We start from the raw sequence: 23539 nt of genomic DNA on the forward strand, positions 1-23539 counted from the left end.
GCGTCAGATGTGTATAAGAGACAGACTTAGTACTATGCCCAGCTCCAAAACTCCCGCTTTCGCGTATCTGGGTACATCTTCCGCGCCTGGCGGGAAACGGGTGCCCATCTCTTTTCGCGCATCTGACCCATCTCGCGGGCCTGTCTCCTCCTTCCTTCGGCTGGAGACTAGTGACTGCCGGCTAGTGACAGGAAGTGCTGCATCCGGCAACACTTCCTTGTTGACATTCCATTGCAACGGCTGTATAATGCAAAACATCAAGTACAGAGGGGTTGATGGATTATGGCATCCGTTAATGTAAATATCCGTATAGATGCGGATCTGAAAAAAGAGTTTGAGGAATTTTGCAGCAACGTGGGCATGAACATGACCACTGCTTTCACCATTTTTGCCAGAAGAACGGTCCGGGAAAACCGGATTCCCTTTGAAGTGTCCGCCGACTGCCGCCGGGCAGCCATCCACCAGGTACCGGTGGATCCTACTCCGGCCCAGGGAACGGCCACCAAGAGACCGGAAGACATGTTTGAGGAAATCAAGCAGGATTTCAATATTTGAAAAAAATCCGGCTGCCGCCAGAAAAAACTGGAGCAGCCGGATTTTTGTCACTCGACCAGTGACAAGTAACAAGAGAACAGTAACCGGGGGTGTGAATTTTTTCACACCCCCTTTTTAATTGTTTCAGGGTTTGGCATCCTATGGGAAAGGAACCCATCTGCCGGAGGCAGATGCTGTTGAAGGGAAACGCAGCCATAGGCTGCTAACCCACCACCAGCCTGGCGGCTGGTCCCCCGCCCTTGCAAAGGGCGGATAAATTGATCGGAAGCATCTACGTGCTGGAAGCCCTGTCCCTCCCGCCCTTGCAAAGGGACGGATAAATGGCACGCAGGCTTCGCCCTGGGGCCAGAAGCGAGGGCGTCAGCCCCAGCGTATATCCGCCCTTTTCAAGGGCGGGGGACCGTTGCGCTTGCGCAAGGGTGGTGGGTTAGCAGCGTCGGCTGCGTTTCCCTTTCAATCCGGCGGAGCCGGTTTCCACAACCACCAACGATGAACCCCAAGGCACCTAACCACCTAACCACCTAACCACTTAGCCACTTATCCCCCCTGTCCCCCTCCAACCTCATGTAAAATGATACCAAATACAAAGAAAAAACGAATAAATAACCAATATTGACAAGCATCTTACAGCCACATATAATGGAAATATAATATGTATAGAACGATGTTATGTTTTCTATAATTTAAAAGTACAGCAAAAGAGTAGACTTTTTACGGCAGAAAGAGGAATCTTTCAGGGAGGATATGGTCATGAACAAAATCTACAAAGTCATCTGGAGCCGGGTCCGGCACTGCTATGTGGTGGTGTCTGAGCTGGCTAAACGGGCTGGAAAGGAAAAAAGCACCTGTCTGTCCACGGCAGGAAAGACGGTAGCCGTGCTGGGCCTGGGAGCGGTGCTCTTTATGGGGAGCCCCTGTTCAGAAGCGTTTGCGGCAACAGGGAAAGTCACTGGGGGTGCTTCAACCAACCAGGCAACAGGAGAAAATGCCACAGTCAGCGGTGGTGAAAAAAACAAGGCCGAAGGGAAAAATTCCAGCGTTAGCGGCGGTGGTGATAATGAAGCTGTAGGCGAATCCTCCAGCATTAGCGGTGGCATGCAGAATAAAGCCACCGGGAAACATTCCAGCGTTACCGGCGGTACTCAGAATCAGGCAGGGGGCCAATTTGCCACGGTCAGTGGGGGCAGCGGCAACAAAGCCTTTGGCGCAGATTCTGTGGTTATTGGGGGTACCGGCAATATTACAGGTAAAGTGGCTGTAGATAAAAACGGGGATCCTCTTCTGGATGCCAACAGAAATGAATATGCGGCCGACGCCTCCAATCCATTTCCTATTTATGGGGTAGGCTCCGTAGCCATAGGCGGCTATTCTTCCACTATCCAGGGAAACTATTCCGTAGGCATCGCTGGCGGCAGCACCAGTGCAGGGGCTGCCAGCGCTGTGGCGGCCGGCAACCAGGCCACGGTGACTGTGGCCAATGGGGTGGCCATCGGCTATGAAGCCACGGCTTCTGTCATTGATTCTTCTCGTGCAGCCGATACAGAAGGTCGTATTGTATCCTTTGGCCATAAAAAAGGTGATGTATATTATACGGTACAGTATCAGAATCATACCGTTACGGAAAACACCTATGATTCTGACGCCTACAACCGCCTGGTCAACGTAGCCGACGGCATCGATGACCATGACGTGGTGGTCATGGAACAGTTGACCAAGGCCAAAGCGGAAGCGGTGGCAACGGCTAAAAACCAGATCAAGGTCAAGGGTGATGAAACCAACGTCCATGCGGAAGAAACCACGGACCAGGACGGCGTACAGACCACCACCATCAGCCTGAAGCCCAAGGTCACGTTGAAGGACAGCACCGACACCACCGGTGCCAAGCAGGTGGTGCTGGACGGCACGGCTGGCACCATTTCCGCCGGCCTCAGCACGGACACGGGGAATTTTATTTCCCTAGACGGGACCCAAGGCCTTGCCAAGGTGGGAGCAATCCAGATCGGCAATCAGTCCTTTACCTATGATTATATGAAGCCGGGCAGTCTCAATGACGATGGGGCCACCCTCAAGCTGGAATCTGTCCGGGCAAGTGCATCGGGGAACTTTGTGACGGGCCTTTCCAACCGTACCTGGACGCCGGGAAATTATGTGACCGGCCGGGCTGCCACGGAAGACCAGCTGGAACAGGCGGGCCGCCACTTCCTGAGCATCAAGACGGCCTATAAAGATGATGATGGCAATTCGATAACGCCGGTTGCAGAAAACAGCTTGGCCAATTACTACAATGATGGAGCCAGTGGCTCGGCTTCCATGGCCTTTGGCGTGGGAACTACAGCATCCGGCGATTTGTCTTTGTCCATGGGTGTGAACAGCGCTGCTTCAGGTATCAATTCCTTGGCCATCGGCTATGGCAATGAGGCTGCTGGTACCCAGTCGGTGGCTGTGGGCAACAGTACCAACGCCAGCGGAAATTTTTCGGTTGCCATGGGCCTTGGAGCCCAGGCCGGTACGAAAAATGATGATGCAGAGTCCACCGAACATGGAGCCGCTGTGGCCGTGGGTTATGGTGCAGAAGCGGTGGAAACCGGTTCTGCTGCTTACGGCTATTCGGCTGGGGCAAATGCTGTCGAATCTTCCGCTTTTGGTACCAGTGCTAATGCCACGGCAGATGGTGGCGTAGCTTTAGGCGCACACTCTGTTGCCAATCGGGAAAAAGGATCTACCGGCTATTTGGCTCCGGATATGACGGATCCTGCCAATGCAGCTAAGGCAGCCACTTGGGTGTCCACTTCCGGGGGTGTTTCCCTGGGGGGGACAGATGTAGAAGGTAAGACCATCAGCCGCCAGATCACCAATTTGGCTGCCGGGTCTGCGGATTCCGATGCGGTGAACGTGGCCCAGCTGAAGGCTGTGGAAACCAAGGGCATGAACTTCCAGGGCAATGATACTGACACTTCTGTCCATGTAGACCAGGGGGGGACTCTCCAGATCCAGGGCAGCGGCCGGAAGGAAGATACGGAATACTCCACCCAGAACATCAAGGTGCTGACGGATACGGCCAACAACCGGCTTTCCATTTCTCTGGACAAGAATCCAGTGTTTGATTCCGTCACTGCCGGTACGGAAAGGACTTCCGCTGACGGAGGCCAGGCCGGCTCCCTCAAGATCGTAGGAGCGGACAGCAGCAGTACCAACAAGGCCACCACCATCACTGCCGGTTATGTTGATACACCGGAACTTTCCGGTACCACTGGCACGGGCCGCCTCAGCTACACCGATGGGGATGGCGCGGCCCATACGGTGGCTACTCTCGGGGATGGTCTGAAACTGGCTGGAGATACGGGAACGGGCAGCGTTGCACTGGACAAGACGCTTGACGTAAAGGGCGGTGCAACTGACCTGGCAACGGGCAATAATATCGGCGTTACCGCCAATGGTTCCACCCTGTCCCTGAAACTGGCCAGGGATATCACCGGGCTGGATACAGTGACCGCTGGGGGCGCTAAATTGGGCACCCAGACCGACGGGAATAATCCTGCCCAAAGCGGTGACTATCTTACCGGATTGGACAATACCACCTGGACCGTAGGGCAGACCCAGCCTGTCACCGGCCGTGCGGCTACGGAAGATCAGTTGAAGAGCGTGTCCGATGTGGTGGACAGCAACAAGACCCAGATTACCACCAATACGGAAGCCATCGCCCAAGGCCTGAATTTCTCGGCCAGCAACAAGGTAGATGGCACCTATAAGACGGTCAAAAAGAACCTGGGCGATACGGTGGCCGTCCGCGCCAACGATGCTCAGGATGGGCACACCTACAAGACGGACAACCTGACCACGGAAATCGACGATAACGGCATCATCACCGTGAAGATGGACACCCAGCTTACGGCGGACAAGGTGACTGTGGGAACAGGAGATAAAACCATTACGGTGGATGGAAATAGTGGCAATATGACCACTGGTTCTTCTACTCTGGGCAGCAACGGCCTGACCATCAACAATGGTCCCAGTGTCACCCTCAGCGGCATCAGCGGCGGCAGTAAGCAGATTTCCGATGTAGCCAGTGGCAAGTCTAGGGATGATGAATCCGGCAACCCTGTTTATGAAACAGAAACCAATGCCGCCAATATCGGCGATGTGAAGAATATCGCCGCCAAGACCGTAACCGTCAGCGGAGATGGGGCGAATACGAAAGTCGAAAGAACTCCTAATACCACAGACGGAACAGTGGACTACAAGGTTTCCCTGAATGACACCGTGACTCTGGGCAGCGATGCCGACAAGAAAATCGCTCTTGATGGCACGGCTGGCACTGTTTCTGTAGGGGATAAAGTCACCCTGAATGGAAATACAGGAACGGCCACCATTGGCGGAGCCACCCTTGGCAAGTCTGGCTCGGATACATATCTGACCGGCCTGACCAACAAAACTTGGGATGGTACAGCTGTGAGTGGTCGTGCGGCCACCGAAGATCAGCTGAAGAGTGTGTCTGATACAGTGAATACTGGCTGGAATGCCAAAGTGGGAGACCAGATCCTGGCGGTTACTCCTGCCAATAAGACCCTTACTTTTACAGCGGGAGATAATATTGCTCTTACACCAACTGACAGCAGCAAAACCATTACCATTGCTACCCAACCCAATGTAAACTTCACCACGGTCCGTGTGGGAAGTACGGATGGAACCGATGGTATTTACATCGGCAGCCAGCCCGGCGGCGGTGCCAACGGCAGTGCCACGTCAAACATTACCAGTATTACAGGACTCAAAAATACAGCATGGGTGACGGACCATTTTATGTCCGGCCGGGCAGCTACGGAAGATCAGCTGAATGAAGTAGCGAAAACCATCAAAGGGGAAGCCAGTGCTTCGGATATTTATGTAGAAAGTGGCTCCGTTTCTTATGGCAATAATGGGGAAGGCACAGGGACTTTAGTCAGGAAGAATGACAAGACCACTGGGCAACTCACCGGGCTCCACGATTACTATGTCACCGGCGGCAGTGTCAGCACGGATGGTAAGACCCTGAATCTGACGAAAAATGGCGGTGATGCCATTCCGGGCATTGATATGACCAATGTGCTGAAGCTGAATCAGGACAGCCATCTGGTGGCTGCCGACAGTGGTGAATACACGGTAGGCAGCGACGGCAAGGTAACGCTGAAGGTGAAAAATAACGCAGCGGGAAGCACTCCTACGGATGTGGTGATTTCTGGTATTGCCAGCAATGCGGCTCTGCAGCAGGGCTTGAATTTTGAAGCCAATGAGGCAGAGAAGGAGGGCGGAAGTGCTGCCTACAAGGCTCAGCTGGGCGGCAAAGTCAGTATCAAGGGTGGTGCTGCTCAGAACGGCCATACATACAATACGGACAATATCACCACTACCATGGATAATGGCACCATCACAGTGAAGTTGGACAATGACCTGACGGCTCACAGCCTGACGGCCGGGTCCAGTACGGTCAACGGTACGGTCAGAGTGACCGGTACCGGCGGAGCTTATATTGAAATGGATGGCAGTGACGGGTCCCTCCATATGGGGAACAATGGCGGCCGGTATTCTGCTCTTTATCAGGATTATGGCGGTGCCGGTTTCCTGAATTCTGCAGACAGCTCACCTCGGCTGAAATATGATGTGGATACCGCCAAAGGCACCTATCATACCATTGCTACCCTGGAAGATGGCCTGAAATTTGCCGGTGATGATGCCAAAAATGATACATCCAAAGTCGTCAGCACAACCCTCAACAGCACCCTAAATATCACCGGCGGTGCTGCCGGCAATCTGACTGATAACAACATCGGCGTGGTGAAGAACGATGCTGGCGACGGCCTGGCAGTCAAGCTGAATAAGGACCTCACCAATATGGGCACCATCAGCTTTGCACCCACTACAGGGACTACAGGCAGTGGTATCAAGATTGGTTCTCAGACCATCGCCAACAATGGCACCAGCCCCAATGATGCTGCTGGGGATTACATTACGGGCCTGACCAACACCAAATGGTCGAAAGATGGCATCGTCAGCGGTCGGGCGGCTACGGAAGACCAGCTCCAGCAGGTGGCCAAGTCCATTGTGGACGGGAAGGAAACCGGCGGTGGCTTCGGCCTCAGCGACAATGCAGGCAATGTGGTGAAGCAGGATCTGGGCGGTTCCATCCAGCTGAAGGCGGCAGACGACAATTTGACCACCACAGCGGATACCACTGGCAAAGCCATCACCATTGGTCTGAGCAGGACGCTGACCGATATGACCAGTGCCACCTTCAAGGACGGCACCAGCGGAGCCACTGCCGTAGTGGATGGCAAGGGCATTGTGGTGACGCCGAACCAGGGAAGCGAAGCCGACAAGGTGAAACTGACCGCCGACGGCCTGTCCAATGGCGGCAAGCAGATCACCAATGTGAAGAGCGGACTCTATGATACGGCACAGAATAAGCCGGTGGATATCTCCACCATTACGGCAGGCAGCCCTATGCTGCAAAATGGGGCCACTATCGGCGATTTGCAGACCGTCAGCAATGGTGTGAAAACAGAACTGACGGACAAGGGCCTGAACTTCAAGGGCAATGACGCTACCACCACTGTCCATAGAAATCTGGGCGACACCCTGACCATCCAGGGAACCGGCGCGGATGGCCGTGACTACGACGGCGGCGCCAATGTGCAGGTCAAGGCGGATAAGAATGCCAATACGCTGACGGTCCAGCTGGATCGTGACCTCAATGCCCATACCCTGACGTTGGGGAAAGCATCCACCGGAACGGGAACAGGGGAAGCAGGGAAGCTGATCCTCAATGGGACCAACAAGGATAATGGGATGAGCCCGGTATCCATCGGTGTCACCTATCGGGGAAATCAGGACAAAGAAGCCATGAAGACGGCCATGTCCCGGATTACCTATAAGGGCGGTAATGGAAATGACCACACCGTGGCTACCCTGGAAGACGGGCTGCAGCTGGCCGGGGACAATGGGGAAGCCCTCAATACCACCCTGGACAAGAAGGTGACCATCAAGGGCGGCGTCGCGAAGGACAAGCTGGTGGACAATACCACGGACCCCACGAAGAACAACAACATCGGCGTCGTTGCCAGCCAGGATAAAGATGGCAATACCACCCTCTCCCTGCAGCTGGCCAAGGATATCACCGGCCTTAATACGGTGACGGCCGGCACGGTTGTTATGGGGAATCAGAGTGTCGTCAGTGACGGCAAGGTTACAGAAACAGGAAACTTTGTTGCCGGGCTTGAGAACACAGACTGGGATGGGAAGGATTATGTTTCCGGCCGGGCGGCTACGGAAGACCAGCTGAAAAAGGTCAATGATTCCATTACCAAAGTCCTGGGCAATGGGACATTTGCCATTACGGCCGGTGGCAGAGGGGAAGCCGTGGATGCCACCATTGAACAGAATCTGGGCAGTGCCATCCGGATTTTTGGGGATGCCCCTGTAACCAACGAGAAAAACGATGGCTCCGGGGATTTCTGGGATCGGAGCAAGGCCAATATCCTGACCAAGGTGAAGAAAGACCATGATGGAAATGATTACGTTTCCGTAGAACTCCAGGATCATCTGGACGTGGGTGTCCATGGGGATGGTAAAACCATCGAAGGCACGGACGGCAGCATGCAGTTTAAAGGCAAGTCTGCCAAAGAAGTAAATATTACCGGCGATACCGGGATCACCCTGAGCGACAATGGCAAAAAGGCCGTTGCTCTCCGCCAGGCTGACGGCGCAGGCTATCTGGATCTGACGGGGACGGCTGGAACCCAAGCTACGGTATCCGTCCATACCGTTGCCAAGAACCTGGCCCAGCAGGACCAGACTCGGCTTACCTATACCGACCAGGGCAACAAGGCTCATGAGGTGGCTACCCTGGAGGATGGGCTGATCTTCGCCGGGGATACTGATGACAATGTGAGCCGGACCCTGAACGGCACCCTGAAGATTTATGGCGGTGCAGATGTAAACAGTCTGTCCGATGGGAAGAATATCGGTGTGGTGGCTTCTTCCGACGGCCTGCAGCTGAAACTGGCCAAAAATCTTACCGGCATCGAAAGCATCACCGGGCTGACCAATACCACCATTACATCTGCTGATTTTGCCACCAAAGGCCGGGCAGCTACGGAAGAACAGCTGAAACAGGCCATGAGCAGCGTTACCACAGTCACTTCCGGAGGCGGCTTCGGGCTGACGGCAGATGATGGGAAATCGGTTAAAGCGGATTTGGGCCAGACGGTTTCCGTCAAAGGGAGCAGCAACATCACCACTTCCGTGTCCGAAGATGGCAAGTCCATCAACATCAAGCTGAACAACAATGTGGATTTGGGCTCTGAAGGCTCCATTTCTGCTGGTGGCGTGACCATCAACAACAGTGGCATTGATGCCGGCGGCAAGAACATCACCAACGTGAACAGCGGCATCGTCAAGGGCGATGACAGCGACAACACCAACGCCGCCAACATCGGCGATGTGAAGAAACTGGCCGGTGAAGCGGCCCAGGGGGCTGTGGACAGCCTGGGTACCCGGGACTTTACCGGGGATGACGGAGAAACAATCTCCCGAAAACTGGGCAAATCCATGAAACTGTCCGGCGGGGCAGATACGGCCAAACTCACCGACAAGAACATCGGTGTGGTGAAGAACGCCGACGGCACCGGCCTGGACATCAAACTGTCCAAGGAACTGACCGGCCTTACCAGCGTCACCACCGGCAACAGCACCTTGAACAATGATGGCCTGACCATCAACAACAGTGAAGGCAAAGCCGGTACGACCATCACCAACAGCGGTATCAAGATTGCCGCCAATGGGGAGGGGACCCACAATGTGGAAATCAGCAGCAGCAATGTAAGCATGGGAGGCCAGCAGATCCACGATGTGGCTCCCGGCACGGCACCCACCGATGCGGTGAACGTAAGCCAGCTGGGGGGTGTGGTCAATGGAGTGAACAATGCCATTACCCGTCTGGACAGCCGGGTGGACCGGGTGGGGGCCGGCGCCTCTGCTCTGGCGGCTCTCCATCCGCTGGAATTCGATCCGGAAGACAAACTGAACTTCGCCGCCGGCTTCGGCCATTACCGGAGCGCCAATGCGGCGGCCATCGGGGCTTTCTACCAGCCTACGGAAAGCGTCCGCTTCAATGTGGGCGGCAGCTTCGGGGGCGGGGAGAACATGGTGAATGCCGGGGTGACCTTCTCTCTGGATCCCCAGCGGCGGGACCGGTTCCAGAGCCGGATCGCTCTGATGCGGACGGTCCAGCAGCTGCGCAGCGACAACGAAACCCTGCGTCAGGACAACCAGAAAGTCCACGCCCAGCTGGACGCCATGAACGACCGGCTGAACAAGCTGACGGCCCTGGTGGAACAGCTGAGTGCAAAGAAGTAATGGGGATTGTCAGCAGCCCAAGGAAAGGGGCTGTTGCACGTTAATGGTCGATGAGACCTCTTGAAAGCCCTTTTATCTGTGTCTTGTCATTATGGACTGAAAGAGGCATTGAAAAATGATGGATCATTTTTCAATGCCTCTTTCTTTGTCTTTCAGTCCGCCCCCTTGGGGGCGGGGGACCGTGCTTGCCCGGTGGTGGGGGTGTCTGTCGATTGACGCCGGTTGTCTCCGTTGCTGTCACCGCCAGGCGGGGCACCCCTGCCCGACGCCGCTTCCCGTCGCTAAAATTTTCGGCCTCGCCATTCGAATCCGCTTCCCGCCAACGCGCTGACGCTTGAACGAGGCTCCCAGCGGATGAGCGAAACCGGAAATTTTTTCACGCTCCGCTCAAGGGTCGTTCAGTGGTACCCCGCCTGGCTCTGTCCTTTCTGTTGTCTAAAAAATTACAATAAAAAAGGACTTCCGGTCTCTAGGAGGCCGGAAGTGGTGTAAAATTTCAGTATGCAACAAAAAAATTTACCTAAGGATTATACAAAATTGGGCACAGTTTTGCAACTCCATTTGCCTATGGATATTGAATATTCGATTCCTAAAGATAATTCGGTCTGGCTGGTTCGCGATGGTGTAGAAAGGATGAACCTAGGCAAATTGTTTAGCACTTACTCTCATCTGGAGAGAAATGAAGTGGACCCACGCCAGATGCTGGAAGAGATTCCGGACTTCTTCCTTAAAACTGAAACGACCTTCGGGATCTGCATCCGTCATGGAGATGAACTGCATAAGCGGCATCTTAAGAAGTTACTGCGCAAACTTCTTAAGATGAAGAAAGCGTCAAACACTGTCTTCGTCCATGGGACCGGCAAAAGGAAGACTCCTCTGCAGAAGGCTGTGGAACGGCTGCAGGGTTACATCTCCCGTTTGAAGGACTACGAAACGGCGCTGCATATCTGCGGAGACCGCAACAGCTATGCAAAGACAGACCATGATGCCACCTTCATAAGAATGAAGGAAGACGCCATGCTCAATGGGCAGCTGAAGCCGGGCTACAACATCCAGTTTGCTGTAGATGTGGAATATGTAGTGTGGACGGGAGAGAGCCCCTGGCCCACCGATGTGAAAACACTGATTCCCTTCCTGGAAGATCTGCGGGAACATCTGGGAAGCAACTACCGTAAGATAGTTGCCGATGCGGGGTATGAAAGCGAGGAAAATTACGAGTATCTCCTGAAAAATGGAATGATCTCCTTCATTAAGCCGAATAACTACGAAATCTCCAAGAAGCATTCTTTCCAAGACGCAATCTGGCGCAGAGAAAACATGGCCTATGATGCGGCAACTGACAGTTATCTCTGTGCCAATGGAAAACAGGTAAAATGCGAAGGCACGAAAAAAAGAAAGAGCCGGAGCGGATACGTGATTGAGAATACAGTGTATGCGTGCCACGATTGTACGGGATGTCCGTACAAGAAGGATTGCATCAGGGGCAACAATTCCAAGCAGCCCTTGGAGCAGAGAGAGAAACATTTTGAGGTTTCAAAACGGCTCCTGGAACTGCGGGCAGAAGATGAGGAACGGATAACGTCGGAAGAGAGAAAACTGCTGAGGATGAACCGGTCGATCCAGGCTGAAGGTGTCTTTGCAGATGTGAAGGAAACTCAGTTGTTCCGGCGATTCCTGGGGACCGGGCATCTGAACGCGCTTACAGAGACTGTAATCTGCGTCCTAGCGCACAACTTCAACAAATTGCACCACAAGATCCAGAACGGAACCCAGGGCAGATATCTATTTCCCTTGAAAGAGTTGGCCTGACCCACTTGAAGAACTAAAAAGTGGCAAAAAAAGCCGCCAAAATGGACGGCTTACATTGTTGTACTCAATTTCAGGGAATTTGAGATGTTTTTTTGATTTTCCATTGAAGACTTTGAAACTGAAGAAAGAAGGGGGGCTGTTGCATGTGTGAAAATCTCACACATGCAACAGCCCCTCCATTTCCTTAGATAGCCATGTGTGCTATTTGTTGTTTTCAGCTTGCAGATCATTGACTGCGGCCACGATTTTATCGAGTCCTTCTTTTAGGAAGGAACGCGGACAGGCAACCGTCATCCTGAAATACCCGCTGCCTCCTTGACCAAAAACACGGCCATCTTCAATAAGGACCTTGTGCTTTTTTATCATCAATTCAAAGAGCCGCTCAGGGTCGCCGTATGCTCCCAAATGAATCCAAGCAAGGAAGGTCCCTTCTGGTTTCTTATAATTTGCCAGAGGCAAGTGTTTTTGGAGATATTCGACCAGAAAATCGAAATTTCCTTCGATGTATTCCATGACTTCATCGACCCATCCGTCACATTTGCTATAGGCAGTTTCTGTCAGTACCATATCAAGAGGCGGTGCGAAACTGATATAATGTTTCAGCCGTGTTTCATGATACCAAATCTTTCTCAGTTCTTCATCCCGGACAATGATTTGGGAAATGGGGACACCTCCGACATTGAACGTTTTCCCTAAAGCTACAGCTGTAATGACCTTAGGGTAATCGGTAACTGTCATAGTAGGATGATGTGTCACATCCTTTCTCGTTGCATCACAGTGCAATTCATCAGAGAAAAGAAGGACATTGTACTTTTGGCAGAGGTCAGCCACATTTTTAATTTCTTCTTCTGTCCATACACGGCCTACGGGATTATGTGGTGAGCAAAGAATCATCATGGTATTTCTAGGATCTTTGATTTTATCGGCCAGATCATCGAAATCCATACTATAGTTTTCATTTTCATTGATCAGCTGGTTGTTAACAACTTTGCGGCCATTTCCTTCAATCAATTCAGCGAAGGGATAGAAAACGGGTTCTTGAATGATTATGCCATCACCTTCTTTTGTGAAAGCCCGGATGGCAAATCCAAGTGCAGGTAGGGTACCAGGAGAGTAGAATATAGAGCGTCTTTCGATATCCCAGTTAAAACGTCTCTTATACCATCCCTGGACGGATTCAAAATAGCGGCTGCCAGGCATGGAATGCCCTAAGAACCCCTGTTTGATCCGGTTAATCAATGCCTCCTGGATTTCTTTGGCTACCGGGAATTCCATATCGGACAGCCATAATGGCTGGGCATCCTTAGGGACACGGGGATCGACGAAATCCATGAAATCCCACTTTACACAATCGGTCCCTCTTCTGTCATGCAATTCATCAAGATTCAATTTGCTCATACTTGGTTCCTCCTCATGATTTTTTTGCAAAAGCTTTCTGGTAGGCAGATAACTCTTCAGGATAATCTTCTTTTATAATTTGGTTCCAATACTCAGCACCCTTGATGCCACATCTTTCCGGAATAAAAACCGGTTCAATGCCTTTCGCAAGCTGTCGCTCGTAGTCGCGAAGGGTAGCGATACCTGGTTTATACAGAAAAGCAAGACATGCAAGGTTTACGAGAGAGAGCAGGCCGCAAAGTGCTGAAGCCATATTCCATATTAACGTAGAATGGACCAATGGACTGACAAATCCAAGTGCGACAGTAGCTGCATTGATAGCGATATTGACGGCTTTTACAATGGGTTTATCTAAGCAATCACTGAAAAAATAGTAGTAAATCCGAGACAGATACATGGAATAGGCCATGATGGTCGTAAAAGTGAAGAGCCCCATGGCAGCTGTTATGAAAAAGGAACCGAACCCTTGAACGGTTGAATTGATAGCCTCTGTGACGAAGACATCGTAGCCTCCCTGGATATGCTGCACGACATAACTGCCATCACTCGATACGACACTATAACTTTCCGTCACGAGGATCATGAGAGAAGTGGCCAAGCAAATACAGAGAGAAATAAAGACAGAAAAGACCTGAGATAAACCCGCGCGTGCAGGATGGGATACGTCGGCACATCCTGCCACCCAAGCTCCTGTACCAAGACCTGCTTCGTTCGAAAACACACCTCTGCGGACACCCCATGATATAGATGTTCCCACCATTCCGCCAAAAACTGCATGGGTACTGAACGCAGATGATACAATCAATGAAAGTACATACGGCACATGAGAAAGATTGATTAAAATAAGTAGGAGTGCAACCCCTACGTACGCAATGGACATAAAAGGTACTACTTTGTCAGCAACGCTGGCAATGACCTTTGAACCTCCAAATATCACAAAGACCAGGAGGAGTGTATATCCTATTGCGACTGTGAGTGGAGACACATCATAACTGGTCGTTACAATGGAACTGAATGCATTTGTCTGCACGCCTGCGAAGATGATCAAAAAACGACACTGACAAAACCATAGAATCCCGCCATCCAGGAAGAGCCAAGGCCTTTTTCCATGTAAAAGGAAGGGCCACCGGCATATTCACCATTGACACGGCGTTTCCATATCTGGGCTAAGGCTGATTCAATGTAAGCAGAGGCAGAACAGACAATGGCCATCGCACACATCCAGAAAACAGCACCCGGACCCCCAAACATAATGGCACTAGCAGTCCCTGTTATATTGCCTGTTCCAACCCTTCCCCCAATAGCGATAGACAACGCCTGGAAAGGGGTCAGCCCGGCCTTTCCCTTTTTATTGCGGAAAGAACAGCGGACCATTTCCTTAAAGAGGCGTATCTGAGGAAACTTTAAGGCAATAGAAAATAAAAGGCCGCAGCCCAGGGAAAATATGACCAACGTAGGTCCCCAGGCAAAATTATCAACCGCAGTGATCAATTCATCAAAAGTCACGATAGACTCATCCTTTCTCGGTATCTTTTACGATGAAGCTGCATGGAGGTTGAAAAAAAACAGCAGATAGGATATCCTGATGAGAGAACAAGTAGCAATATATTGGCATGCCAAATGCTAATATAATAATACACTTTGTGTTATTATATTGTCAAGGAGGTTTTTTATATTGGACACTATCAACTTGATCGTATCCAAAAATATTCGCAGGATCCGTAATGAAAAAAGTATCAGCCTAGAGGAGCTTTCCAAAATCAGTGGCGTCAGCAAATCTATGCTGGCTCAAATTGAACGGGGTAAAGGAAATCCGTCGCTGTCCACGCTTTGGAAGATTGCCAATGGTCTCATGGTTCCCTTTAACACGCTTGTGACACGGCCTCACTTGCCTTATGAAGTTGTGAAATTAGCGGATATCGATCCCATCATAGGTGATGCAGGGGTCAGGAACTATGTTATTTTTCCTGGGGATGGCTCCCAGCGTTTCAGTGTCTATTACATGGATATAGATCCTGGGGCTCAGTGGGAGTCTGAGATGCATATGCGGGGGACCATTGAGTTTATCACCGTATTCTCTGGGGCGTTGGAACTGGAAATAGAACATGAAAGCTTTCGCCTTTGTGAAGGGGAAAGCATCCGTTTTAAAGCAGATGTCCGTCATGCCTATAGGAATATCAGTGATAGCCGTCTCATCTTTCACAACATCCTTTACAACCCATAAGCAGCCGAAACCGATTAAAGGGTATCGCAGGATCTCAGTGGTAGACCTTTCCAGATAGTTATTATGACTTCTATAAGTTATTTCTGCTCAAATGAAAAACGGTAAATTTTGCTGTTCTTCCAACAAAGTTTGATCTGACACCCAGCTGGATGTCAGGAACGGCCGGCTGAATGCCCTGGTGGAACAATTGAGGGTGAGAAAGTGACGGAATCTCCTGTTCCTCGATTCCCTACACCTGTGCTATAATATTCTATTATCCCGGTTGATACTGGAGTAAGGTATCTGAGATCTGATTTTAATGCGGCTTTGGGGACGTGGATTAGGACGTTCCCAAAGATCGGGCGCTCTGCCATGCTCATGTTTACACAGCTTCCTAATAGGTGAAATGCTCCGGGGAAAATTTACGAAGGCCCATAGGATTTATGGAGCCGGAGAAGGGAGCCATTTTACAATGGAAAGAGAAGATTGGATCAAAACGGGTTTGGTTGCTGGAGGCGCTGTACTGGGCCTTCTGGGAGAACGGGTGGTCAAATCCAAGCTGGTGAAGAAAGCCCTGGTCAAGACCACTGCTGCGGCCCTGCGGGTGCAGAAATGCGCTGCTGAAAGCTCTGCTTCCCTCCAGGCACAGGCTGATGACATCGTAGCCGCTGCCAAGGAAGAAAACCAGAAACTGGAAGACGCGGAAGCGGCTGAAAAAGCCAAAGAAGAAGCGGCGGCTGCCGTTGTTGAAGACCAGGCCAAATAAGCTCTTTTCTTCAGGGAAAGGAGCGGAAGCCTTATGAAATTCCAAATTCAACATGAAACAGCCGGCCGTCTCCGGGTCCGCTGCCTGGCCCAGGAGGGACGGATGGTCCGTTCCTTCAGCCTGGAACAGGGAGCGGCCATCCTGGGCGGTCTGGAACGGGTCCCCGGGATCCGGAAGGTGAAGCTGTATTCCGGCGCTGCCGGGATCGCCGTGCTGTACCGTCCCGATGACCTGGGGAAAATCCGGGAAGGGATCCTCCAGGCCCTGGCCCGGCTGAACATGAACGATCCGGAACTGCGGAAAGCCACCAAGGAAAAAGCCGGAGCCCTGATGTTGAACCGGCAGTACCGGAACCGGCTGCTGACCCTCCTGGCCCGGCATTTTGCCTGCAAGTGGTTCCTGCCCCTGCCGATCCGGATGGCAAGAGGCTGGTACCATACCCTGGGCTTCATCCGCCTGGGACTGAAATCCCTGCGCCACGGCCGTCTGGATGTACCGGTGCTGGATGCTACGGCCATTACGGCGGCCATGCTCCAGAAGGACATCAGCACTGCCGGTTCCGTGATGCTGCTGCTGCGGATCGGGGAACTGCTGGAGGAATGGACCTACAAGAAATCCGTCCATGATCTGGCGGACAATATGTCCCTCCACATCGACACGGTGTGGAAAGTGGTGGATGGCACAGAAGTGGAAGTATCCCTGTCCGATGTCCAGGCCGGGGATCTGGTCAGCGTGAAAATGGGCAGCACCATCCCTCTGGATGGGGAAGTGGCCAAGGGCGATGCCATGGTGAACCAGGCCTCCATGACCGGGGAATCCATGCCTGTCCACAAGACTCCGGGGCTGACGGTATACGCCGGCACCGTGGTGGAAGACGGGGAGATCACCGTCCGGGTGAAAGGCGGCGCCGGCAGCAACCGGTACGACCGGATCGTGAAGATGATCCAGGATTCCGAAGCTTTCAAATCCAACCTGGAAAGTCGGGCCAGCCATCTGGCCGACCGTCTGGTGCCCTGGTGCCTGGGCGGGACCCTGCTCACCTATCTGCTGATCCGGAACCTGACCCGGGCCATGTCCATCCTGATGGTGGACTTCTCCTGTGCGCTGAAGCTGTCCATGCCTCTGGCGGTACTGTCCGCCATGCGGGAATGCAGCACTCACAAGATCACCGTCAAAGGGGGCAAATTCCTGGAAGCGGTGGCCCAGGCAGATACCATTGTCTTCGACAAAACCGGTACCCTGACCCTGGCCAAGCCCAAAGTGGCTGATGTGCTCTGCTTCAACGGGTACGACCGGGCCACAGTGCTCCGGTATGCGGCCTGCCTGGAGGAACATTTTCCCCATTCCGTGGCCAACGCCATTGTGCGCCAGGCGGCGGATGAAGGGCTCACCCACGAGGAAATGCACAGCAAGGTGGAATACATCGTGGCCCACGGGATCGCTTCCATGGTGGATGGGAAGCGGATCGTCATCGGGTCCGGCCATTTCATCTTCGACGACGAGAAATGTGTGATCCCCAAAGGGGAAGAAGCCCTGTACGAAAGCCGTCCGGAGGAATATTCCCATATTTACATGGCCCTGGACGGGAAACTGGTGGCCATTATCTGCATCCAGGATCCGCTCCGGCCGGAAGCGCCGGCGGTGCTCTGGGAACTGCGGAAAGCCGGCTTCAAACAGCTGGTGATGATGACCGGGGACAGCGAACGGACTGCGGCGGCAGTGGCGGCGAAAATCGGCGTGGACAAGTTCTACGCGGAAGTGCTGCCGGAAGACAAGGCCCGGTTCGTGAAAGAGGCCAAAGCCAGCGGCCACCGGGTGGTCATGGTGGGAGACGGGATCAACGACTCCCCGGCTCTGTCCGAAGCGGATGCCGGTGTGGCCATTGCCGAAGGGGCGGATATTGCCCGGGAAATCGCGGACATCACCATTTCGGCTCACGACCTGCGGCAGCTGGTGGTGCTGAAACAGATCAGCACCCTCTTGATGAAGCGGGTGAACTTCAACTACGATTTCGTGGTATCCTTCAATGCAGGCCTGATCGGCCTGGGGGTCATGGGTATCCTGCCCCCGGCCACCACAGCCCTGCTCCACAATGGTTCAACCATTGCCATCAGTCTCCACAGCATGACGGATCTGATGGAAGCGTAAAAAATGGTGTGTTGCGCGTTCTGTGCAACACACCATTTTTTTCACGGCTTCAACGGTTCCAGCACGAACCCGATCAGCTTATCCAGCAGCTGTTCCGCCGGACATCCTTCCGGGTTCAGGGACAGGGGCCGGTCTTTGATCAGGAACAGCATTTCCGTAATGGCCGTCAGGATGAAGGTGACATATTCATAGCCGTGGTCCTGCTGGGGTGTCCGGAGCTCGCCAGCCTCCACCGCTTTTACCAGCAGGCTCTGGATGTAGTCTCCCAGCCGGGTGAGCCGCTGCCAGGAATCGTCGTTCAGGAGCCCGGAGGGGGTGAGCAGTTCCTGGTACAGGATGATCATGTGCTGGTGGGGATCCAATTGACTTTGCAAAATGGCGTGGAGGTATTTCTTCAGCCGCTGGAGAGGCGGTTTTTCCTCTTTTTCGATGGATTCTTCCAACCGGTGGAGCACTTTCAGCTGGCTGTCGATAATGGACTGGTACAGGGCCTGTTTGCTGCCGAAATGATAGGAAATCAGGGCACTGTTGCATCCGGCCAGCCGGCCGATCTCCTTGATGGAAACATTGTGGTATCCCTTTTTGTCGAACAGTTCCGCCCCGGCATCCATCAGCCGCTGCATGGTTTCTTCCGAATTCCGTCTGTGCATGATTGCTCCCCTCTTTACTTAAAATAATTAGTTATGTGATTAATTTAATTATAACGCAGAAAAGGGAGGGGGTAAAGGCAAAAACACCTGTTTGCTGCCCTTCTTTTTTGCTATAATGGAAGAAGAATTTTACGAAAGGCGGAAACTGTCATGGAAACCATTTTGCTGGGGGCGGTGCTGTGCGCCCTCCTTGTTTTGATCGTGCTGCTGGTCCAGCTCCAGAAATCCCTGGGGGCCCAGGAAGAAGTCCGGGCCCAGCAGGCCCGGGAGGAGGCGGACCGGCTCCGGGACAGCCTGGACCAGAAGGTGACCCTGTCCATGAGCGTGGTCAGCGACCGGCTGGCTATGGTGAACCGGGGCCTGGGGTCCATGCAGTCCCTGGCCCAGGGCGTGGGGGATCTGAAGAAGGTCCTGACCAATGTGAAGAACCGGGGGATCTGGGGGGAAATGCAGCTGGGAAACCTGCTGGGAGACATGCTGGCTCCGGAACAGTACGGCACCAACGTGGCCATCCGTCCCCGGAGCCAGGAACGGGTGGAATTTGCCATCCGGCTGCCCGGCCGCACCGGGGATGCCCCTGTATGGCTGCCCATTGACGCTAAATTCCCTCTGGAAGACTACCAGCGGCTGGTCCAGGCCCGGGAAGACGGAGACGCCGACGCCGAAACCCTGGCCCTGAAACAGCTGGAAATCCGGCTGAAAAGCGAGGCCAGGGACATCCGGGACAAATACATCGCCCCTCCCTATTCCACGGATTTCGGCCTGCTGTACCTGCCTCTGGAAGGGCTTTTTGCAGAAGCCGTGTCCCGGCCGGGCCTCATCAGCGAACTCCAGCGGAAATACCGGGTGACCCTGGTGGGGCCCACCACCCTGGCCGCTGTGGTGAACAGCCTCCAGATGGGCTTCCGTACCCTGGTGGTCCAGAAACAGACCAGCCAGGTGTGGCGGCTGGTGGCCCAGATCAACACCGACCTGGGTGCCTTCGAAACGGCAGTGGAACGGGCGGAAAAGAAACTGGCCGAAGCCCAGTCTGCCATGGAGTCCGTGGGAGACCGTACGCGGATTCTGAAAAAGCACCTGGACCGGGCAGAAAAATTTACGAAAGCACTTGATGGAGAGGAGGAGAATAGATGACCCCTGAAGAACTGGATAAAATCCTGGCAAAGGGAGAAACAGAAACTGTAGAATTTAAATCCTGGATTAAAGCTAAAAATGAAAGAGAAAGAATCAGCCTGGCAGTTGACGAACTGATTGCCTTAGCCAATGCAAAAGGTGGAACTGTTTATATGGGGGTTGAAGATGATGGTACTATTACAGGTTGTTCAAAGTATGACACTCAGAAAATCCTTGAAGCTGTTTATGATAGAACTCGACCGCCCCTTTTCGCACAAGTGGAAGTGATCAATCATCCGGACGGGGAGGTTTTGGCGCTCCATGTTCAATCTGATGGGGTCGTTTACGCGACAACTGATGGTCGCTGCCTGAAAAGATTGGGGAAGAATTCTAAGCCTTATTACCCAGAGGAAATGAGTCATCGGTATTCCATTGATCAGATTCCGGACTTCTCAGGACAAATCTTGCCAGAAAGTACGATAGAAGACATTGATCAGGTGGAAGTTTATCGGTTGAAGCAGCAACTGAAAAACAGGGATCCGGAATCCACACTTTCTGAAATGGAAGATATTCCTTTTTTGAAAGATCTTGGTCTCGTCAAAGGAAATGGACAATCTTTCCAACTGATTTGCCCCGGAATAAACTGATTGCAGAAACGCTGCAGAGATTGAAATATGTACAGCGGACGGGACAGGGTGTGGATATTATTTTCAAGGATACCCTGGCAGTTGGTAAACCGTATCCAAGATATAAAATCTATAGTGATGCCGTTTCCTTAAAGCAAAAGAAATGATTCTTGAGTACATGGGAGAAAAAGCATCCATTACAAACGAACAGACTCGAGAATTATGTGGATTTACGAAACAGCAGGCCCGCAGTACATTGGATAAAATGAGAAAGGAAAAACTGATTGCTCTTACGGGAGCTGGCAGGGCCAGTAAATATGTCCGTATGAGAGAAAAAGGACTGAGTGAGAAGAAACAGTGAAGGCTCTTATCGGTGTATCGAGTTTTTATCGAGTCTCTTCTGAAAAAACTCGAAAAAAACTCGATAATGGCAGTGGCCGAAGCCCAGTCCGCCATGGAGTCCGTGGGGGACCGTACGCGGATTCTGAAAAAGCACCTGGACCGGGCAGAAAAATTTACGAAAGCACTTGACAATACAGTAGAGAATGAGTAAAATCGTAAGCAAGTGCTTGATGTACCTAAATAGATATACTGAATAAACTGTCCATGAAGGAACCAAGTACACAAGGCCTTTTCTTCCAGAGAGCTGCTGGGTGTGGGAAGCAGCGGAAGACCCTGTGGAATCCACTCCTGAGACGATGGGGGCAGCAACCCATCCGGCCAAGCCGTTATCCTGGAAATGAGGCTGCAGTGCAGCGAAATAAGGTGGCACCACGTGAGAGGTTCTCCCGTCCTTGACATACCCGTTTAGGGGGTCAGGCACGGGAGTTTTTATTTTATACAAGGTACCCGTGAGGGGCGAAGGAGAGACAATCATGGACAAGAAAAAAGTCATCGTGGTGGAACGGATTTCGGACAAGGGCGTGGAAATGCTGAAGGCCCAGCCGGACCTGGAAGTGGATGTAAAGTTCGACATTCCCCGGGAAGAGCTGCTGAAGATCGTAGGGGCCTATGACGCCATCATCGTCCGCAGCGTCACCAAAGTCAACGAAGAATTCTACAAGGCGGCCAAGAACCTGAAAGTGGTGGGCCGTGCGGGCAACGGGGTGGACAACATCGATATCGAAGGTGCCACCAAACGGGGAATCATTGTAGTGAACACTCCGGAAGCCAACGTGATTTCCGCTGCCGAACACACCATCGGCCTGATGCTGGCCTCCTGCCGGAACACCGTACGGGCCCAGAAGATGATCGAAAGCCGGGTCTGGGACCGGAAGAACCTGAAGGGAGTGGAACTGTACCACAAGACCCTGGGGATCATCGGCCTGGGCCGGATCGGTACCCTGGTAACCAAACGGATGCAGGCTTTTGAAATGAAGGTCATCGCCTACGATCCCTACATCCCGGATGCCCGGTTCAAACGGCTGGGTGTGGAAAAATGCGAAACCCTGGATGATCTGCTGGCCAAGGCCGATATCATCACCATCCATACTCCCAAAACGGAAGAAACCATCAACATGATCGGCAAGGAAGAACTGAAGAAATGCAAGAAGGGCGTCCGTCTGGTGAATTGCGCCCGGGGCGGCCTGTACAATGAACAGGCAGTGGCGGAAGCCATCCAGGAAGGCCAGGTGGCCAGCATCGGTCTGGACGTGCTGGTGGACGAACCCAAACCCATTTCTCCCCTGATCGGTCTGGACCAGTGCGTGCTGACGCCCCACCTGGGAGCGGACACCGTGGAAGCCCAGGACAAGGTGGGCATTTCCATTGCCCAGGAAGTGGTGAACGTGCTCAATGGTCAGATGGTGCCCAACGCGGTAAACCTGCCGGCCCTCCATCCTCAGGAACTGGAAGGGATGTTGGGATACCTGCAGCTGGGTGAATGCCTGGGCAAACTGTACTACCAGCTGGAAAAGGATCCGGTGGATAAGGTGGAAGTGGTTTATGAAGGCCCTGCCGCCAACCTGGAAACCACCCTGATCACCCGGAGCATCCTGAAGGGCCTGTTCGATCCCATCCTGAAGGAACGGGTGAACATGGTCAATGCGGAACTGGCTGCGGAAACCCGTGGGGTGGCCGTGGTGGAAGGGAAGATGAACGGGGAAGACCGGCTGAACCGGGTATCCGTGAAGATTTCCAGCGGGAACAAGGTATTCACCGCCGCCGGCATGGTGGCACCGGACGAAACGCCCCACATTACGGAAGTCCAGGGCTACCACTATGACCTGGTGCCGGAACACTACATGATCCTGGCCAAGAACGACGACAAGCCCGGGATGATCGGCCAGATGGGGACCCTCCTGGGGGCGGCTCATGTGAACATTGCCAACATGCAGGTGGCCCGGAAGCCCAAAACCGGCAACGCCATGATGATCATGACCGTGGACAGCCCGGTGGAAAAAGCCACCCTGCAGATGATCGCCGGCCTGGACGGGATCCAGAGCGCGGATTTTGTGACCCTGTAAAGAGAACGGCTGCCGCAGGCAGCCGTTCTGTCACTGGTCTCTGGTCACTAGTCACTAGCGGAAGGAAGGAACCCGGGCAGCGGGTTCCTTTTATTGAGAACGCAGCTTTCGGGCTGCGTTTTTTTGCAGCCGGCCGGGAAGGGCGGGCCTGCGGCACGCCCCTGCCTCGTTGCTGTCGGACCATGGTTTCAACGGTCGGAGAAACGGGGTCTTCGACAATGCTGTTATTGTGATTTCGCCCGGACCTTTGACCCCAACGGCGTAGGGGCTTGCCGTGGCGAGCCCATCCCGGCCTCCATTCCATCGGTTGTCCTGTATGCGGGATGACCGGGCGGGATTGCGATGCAGCCCTGGGTCATCCCTTACGGGGTACAGGCGGCTGATTTCCCTTGTCTTGTAATTCTCCAGGTCAGATG

At 53.1% G+C, this 23539-nt stretch carries 13 protein-coding genes and 1 pseudogene; 11 read left to right on the forward strand and 3 right to left on the reverse strand.

Annotated elements, in window-relative coordinates:
- The first annotated feature begins 282 nt into the window (after window positions 1–282).
- The 3 genes from ACTQY1_RS09285 (at window position 283) to ACTQY1_RS09295 (ending at window position 11754) form a co-directional block, all read left to right on the forward strand.
- Window positions 283–555 carry a type II toxin-antitoxin system RelB/DinJ family antitoxin gene (locus ACTQY1_RS09285; RefSeq protein ID WP_441374110.1) on the forward strand — a complete coding sequence of 91 codons (273 nt, stop codon included), beginning with the start codon at window positions 283–285 and terminating at the stop codon, window positions 553–555.
- Between the two features lie 750 nt (window positions 556–1305).
- Window positions 1306–9945, forward strand: a complete 8640-nt coding sequence (locus tag ACTQY1_RS09290; RefSeq protein ID WP_441374111.1) for an ESPR-type extended signal peptide-containing protein — start codon at window positions 1306–1308, stop codon at window positions 9943–9945.
- A 501-nt stretch (window positions 9946–10446) separates the two neighbouring features.
- On the forward strand, window positions 10447–11754 hold the full coding sequence (locus ACTQY1_RS09295) for a transposase (RefSeq protein ID WP_441374112.1): 1308 nt from the start codon (window positions 10447–10449) through the stop codon (window positions 11752–11754).
- A 201-nt stretch (window positions 11755–11955) separates the two neighbouring features.
- Here the strand turns inward: ACTQY1_RS09295 and ACTQY1_RS09300 are convergent, their stop codons facing one another.
- Together ACTQY1_RS09300 and ACTQY1_RS09305 are read right to left on the reverse strand one after the other, a co-directional pair.
- Complete coding sequence (locus ACTQY1_RS09300; RefSeq protein WP_441374113.1) at window positions 11956–13152, reverse strand: MalY/PatB family protein; 1197 nt, start codon at window positions 13150–13152, stop codon at window positions 11956–11958.
- A 13-nt stretch (window positions 13153–13165) separates the two neighbouring features.
- Window positions 13166–14526: pseudogene (locus tag ACTQY1_RS09305) on the reverse strand (alanine/glycine:cation symporter family protein).
- A gap of 301 nt (window positions 14527–14827) precedes the next feature.
- On the opposite strand from ACTQY1_RS09305, the gene ACTQY1_RS09310 reads away from it, so the two are divergent.
- The 3 genes from ACTQY1_RS09310 to ACTQY1_RS09320 all read left to right on the forward strand — a co-directional run bounded on the left by ACTQY1_RS09310 (window position 14828) and on the right by ACTQY1_RS09320 (window position 18269).
- A complete protein-coding gene (locus ACTQY1_RS09310) occupies window positions 14828–15376 on the forward strand; it encodes a helix-turn-helix domain-containing protein (protein WP_441374114.1) in 549 nt (182 codons plus the stop codon).
- A 451-nt stretch (window positions 15377–15827) separates the two neighbouring features.
- Window positions 15828–16121 (forward strand): DUF6110 family protein, encoded by a 294-nt coding sequence (locus tag ACTQY1_RS09315; RefSeq protein WP_075579328.1) that lies wholly within the window; start codon window positions 15828–15830, stop codon window positions 16119–16121.
- Window positions 16122–16154: 33 nt separating this feature from the next.
- Window positions 16155–18269, forward strand: coding sequence for a heavy metal translocating P-type ATPase (locus ACTQY1_RS09320; RefSeq protein ID WP_441374115.1), 2115 nt, complete (start codon window positions 16155–16157; stop codon window positions 18267–18269).
- A 41-nt stretch (window positions 18270–18310) separates the two neighbouring features.
- On the opposite strand, the gene ACTQY1_RS09325 is transcribed toward ACTQY1_RS09320, so the two are convergent.
- Complete coding sequence (locus ACTQY1_RS09325) at window positions 18311–18919, reverse strand: TetR/AcrR family transcriptional regulator (RefSeq protein WP_022488282.1); 609 nt, start codon at window positions 18917–18919, stop codon at window positions 18311–18313.
- 150 nt (window positions 18920–19069) lie between these two features.
- Between ACTQY1_RS09325 and ACTQY1_RS09330 the strand changes: the two genes are divergently transcribed.
- The 5 genes from ACTQY1_RS09330 to serA all read left to right on the forward strand — a co-directional run bounded on the left by ACTQY1_RS09330 (window position 19070) and on the right by serA (window position 23123).
- Window positions 19070–20053, forward strand: a complete 984-nt coding sequence (locus tag ACTQY1_RS09330) for a DNA recombination protein RmuC (protein ID WP_441374116.1) — start codon at window positions 19070–19072, stop codon at window positions 20051–20053.
- Window positions 20050–20679 carry an AlbA family DNA-binding domain-containing protein gene (locus ACTQY1_RS09335; protein WP_441374117.1) on the forward strand — a complete coding sequence of 210 codons (630 nt, stop codon included), beginning with the start codon at window positions 20050–20052 and terminating at the stop codon, window positions 20677–20679. Before ACTQY1_RS09330 ends, ACTQY1_RS09335 begins: the two co-directional genes overlap by 4 nt.
- A gap of 20 nt (window positions 20680–20699) precedes the next feature.
- On the forward strand, window positions 20700–20825 hold the full coding sequence (locus ACTQY1_RS09340; protein ID WP_441374118.1) for a hypothetical protein: 126 nt from the start codon (window positions 20700–20702) through the stop codon (window positions 20823–20825).
- Between the two features lie 11 nt (window positions 20826–20836).
- Entirely contained in the window at window positions 20837–21019 is a 183-nt protein-coding gene (locus ACTQY1_RS09345; RefSeq protein ID WP_441374119.1) for a hypothetical protein, read from the forward strand.
- A gap of 514 nt (window positions 21020–21533) precedes the next feature.
- Window positions 21534–23123 carry a phosphoglycerate dehydrogenase gene (gene serA / locus ACTQY1_RS09350; protein WP_022488280.1) on the forward strand — a complete coding sequence of 530 codons (1590 nt, stop codon included), beginning with the start codon at window positions 21534–21536 and terminating at the stop codon, window positions 23121–23123.
- Window positions 23124–23539 lie beyond the last annotated feature (416 nt).

Source organism: Acidaminococcus sp. HCP3S3_G9_1 (genome assembly GCF_052122455.1).
In the GTDB taxonomy this organism is placed as follows: domain Bacteria; phylum Bacillota; class Negativicutes; order Acidaminococcales; family Acidaminococcaceae; genus Acidaminococcus.

Coding starts and splice junctions, on each gene's coding strand:
- ACTQY1_RS09300 (WP_441374113.1), bottom strand. CDS start 13,152: ATGAGCAAATTGAATCTTGATGAATTGCATGACAGAAGAGGGACCGAT.
- ACTQY1_RS09320 (WP_441374115.1), top strand. CDS start 16,155: ATGAAATTCCAAATTCAACATGAAACAGCCGGCCGTCTCCGGGTCCGC.
- ACTQY1_RS09285 (WP_441374110.1), top strand. CDS start 283: ATGGCATCCGTTAATGTAAATATCCGTATAGATGCGGATCTGAAAAAA.
- ACTQY1_RS09335 (WP_441374117.1), top strand. CDS start 20,050: ATGACCCCTGAAGAACTGGATAAAATCCTGGCAAAGGGAGAAACAGAA.
- ACTQY1_RS09325 (WP_022488282.1), bottom strand. CDS start 18,919: ATGCACAGACGGAATTCGGAAGAAACCATGCAGCGGCTGATGGATGCC.
- ACTQY1_RS09295 (WP_441374112.1), top strand. CDS start 10,447: ATGCAACAAAAAAATTTACCTAAGGATTATACAAAATTGGGCACAGTT.
- serA (WP_022488280.1), top strand. CDS start 21,534: ATGGACAAGAAAAAAGTCATCGTGGTGGAACGGATTTCGGACAAGGGC.
- ACTQY1_RS09290 (WP_441374111.1), top strand. CDS start 1,306: ATGAACAAAATCTACAAAGTCATCTGGAGCCGGGTCCGGCACTGCTAT.
- ACTQY1_RS09330 (WP_441374116.1), top strand. CDS start 19,070: ATGGAAACCATTTTGCTGGGGGCGGTGCTGTGCGCCCTCCTTGTTTTG.
- ACTQY1_RS09345 (WP_441374119.1), top strand. CDS start 20,837: ATGGGAGAAAAAGCATCCATTACAAACGAACAGACTCGAGAATTATGT.
- ACTQY1_RS09315 (WP_075579328.1), top strand. CDS start 15,828: ATGGAAAGAGAAGATTGGATCAAAACGGGTTTGGTTGCTGGAGGCGCT.